The sequence below is a fragment of the Pseudoalteromonas rubra genome, from assembly GCF_000967655.1.
Taxonomy (GTDB): Bacteria; Pseudomonadota; Gammaproteobacteria; order Enterobacterales; family Alteromonadaceae; genus Pseudoalteromonas; species Pseudoalteromonas rubra_A.
Window position 1 is genome coordinate 1 of record NZ_JXYA01000162.1, and the last position, 1,850, is coordinate 1,850.

The 1,850-nt window shown below is 41.6% G+C and carries 4 protein-coding genes; 1 reads left to right on the forward strand and 3 read right to left on the reverse strand.

Features of this window, described 5'->3' with window-relative positions; genetic code table 11:
* Positions 1-61 precede the first annotated feature (61 nt).
* Positions 62-520 carry a helix-turn-helix transcriptional regulator gene (locus tag TW77_RS24560; RefSeq protein ID WP_052713347.1) on the forward strand — a complete coding sequence of 153 codons (459 nt, stop codon included), beginning with the start codon at positions 62-64 and terminating at the stop codon, positions 518-520.
* On the opposite strand, the gene TW77_RS25365 is transcribed toward TW77_RS24560, so the two are convergent.
* The 3 genes from TW77_RS25365 to TW77_RS25560 all read right to left on the reverse strand — a co-directional run.
* Positions 517-894, reverse strand: coding sequence for a hypothetical protein (locus TW77_RS25365; RefSeq protein WP_156158763.1), 378 nt, complete (start codon positions 892-894; stop codon positions 517-519). The two genes, TW77_RS24560 and TW77_RS25365, sit on opposite strands and share 4 nt — an antisense overlap.
* A gap of 5 nt (positions 895-899) precedes the next feature.
* Positions 900-1,448, reverse strand: a complete 549-nt coding sequence (locus TW77_RS24045) for a hypothetical protein (protein WP_046007506.1) — start codon at positions 1,446-1,448, stop codon at positions 900-902.
* Positions 1,445-1,850, reverse strand: a 406-nt coding sequence (locus TW77_RS25560) for a hypothetical protein (RefSeq protein WP_046007507.1), incomplete at its 5' end; no start/stop codon positions are given. The genes TW77_RS24045 and TW77_RS25560, both read right to left, overlap by 4 nt.

The window sequence follows — 1,850 nt, forward strand, 5'->3', positions numbered from 1 at the left end:
TTTAAGTTGAGATTAGTATAGTTATCATATTTGATAACTGTCAACGGTTTTATTATCAAATATGACTACACCACTTAAAGGCGAACGTGAAAGGCTCAATCTCACGCAGCAGGAAGTTGCTGACAAGATCCATGTAGGAAAGGCGACTTATGTTCGTTGGGAAAAAGGTAATCCTATTCCTTCAGATAAGCTCAATGAATTGGATCAAATCGGCTTTGATATTTTGTACGTTGTCACTGGCCGAAAAAGCGGTTTAACCGTTGTTGATAGCAGTGATTCAATTTCAATTGATCATGCCGTAGAAGTGGCTAAATACGCTGCCCCTGAGGCCATTAGGTCTGTTTTTCAAGTAAAAAGGCTTAGGCAAGAAGTGAGTAACTCGGCGAGCTTCGATGTCATGAAAAGTATGGATTTGATTGAGAAAGCAGCGGCTGTTCTGGCAAGAGCTGAGATCACAGGTAAGTTTAATACCGCAGAACTGTTTGAAGAGCTATCCCCATCCAAAGATGGGAATGCTTAAGCTTGTATTTTTGGATTCTTAATAATAGCTTTCAAATGAGCCTTATTCACAATCCCTAGTTTTGATAGTGTTTTTAGTACCTGTCGCCGCTCGATACGAAATTGCAACTCTAACTCCAGCATTTGCTGCTCTGTAATGCCTTCAAATAGATCTTCCAAAATCTCTTCTAAAACCTCCCCCTTTGCCAACAAAGTTGCCGCTTTTTGGAGTTCAGCTTTTTCACGCACAAAAGATACATTGGAATGCACAGTCAATTGTTGTGATGCTTCTTGTGCTTGTTTATCTGGGCGCCTTTTGTAGTTTGAAGCACAAACGCATAACGCTAATGAAACACACAGGATGCTTACCAAGAAAAATAATATTACTGCTTCCAACTTAATTACTCCCAGCGATAAAAGGGCTTGAGTTTGATAAGCCTCATTACAGGGTATGCTCCGACTAATACAAGCGTCGCAATGTTTAGACCGGTCTTTATTGGCATATAGACACTATCTAAATAGTCAGTCTCGAAATAAACTCTATCCAAGTACCTGACCAGGTGAAGTGCAACCATGCCTGTACTTAGATAGTAAACCCACCTACATACCTTTGAAAAGCTGCACTTTTTTAGCCAATGGCACATTGCTAATAGTGATAGTCCGAGCACTTCATAAAATGAGAAGAAAAAATAATACACCTGAACTTGCTGTTCATAAGTCATTTCCGATTTTGAAAATGAGTAACTGATATAACTTCCCAACAGATGCCACACAAAAGTAAAAGCTACGAGCATAAACAAGCTTGACTCAACTTGCTCGCGAATATCTGCACTCGGCTTATCAAATAGCAACTCTTTCAAAGTCTGCTTAGAAAAAAATAAAAGGGCCGTCAGAGAGAGCAGCTTGATTCCAATCACGGCCCAATCTACCTGGGCAAAAAACTCATTCACGGATTGCGGTCCCTGATGATCTCTGGCGTCAAAACAGCTGCCCGAGCAGGCTTAACTGGTTCGCCGCCGCCGCCGCCGCCCAGCGAACCGCCTACGACAGACGTAATTTGCTTTGTGCTTAGTTTCCTACCCTTACCATTGGATTCAGGATAAATAACGGGGTTGTTGCCACTCCCATTACCGAAATCTGTGACTTTGATCGCTTGCCTCTGAGGTTTAGTTGGATCATTTCCACTTCCATTCCCGCCTACAACAAAAGCAATTTGCTGTGTGCTTAGGTTCTTACCCTTACCATTGGATTCAGGATAAATAATGGGGTTGTTGCCATTGCCGTTACTGCCAGCAACATGAGCTTGCAACTTTGAAGGTAGTGCTTTGTTAGATAACGTTCTTAATTTCATA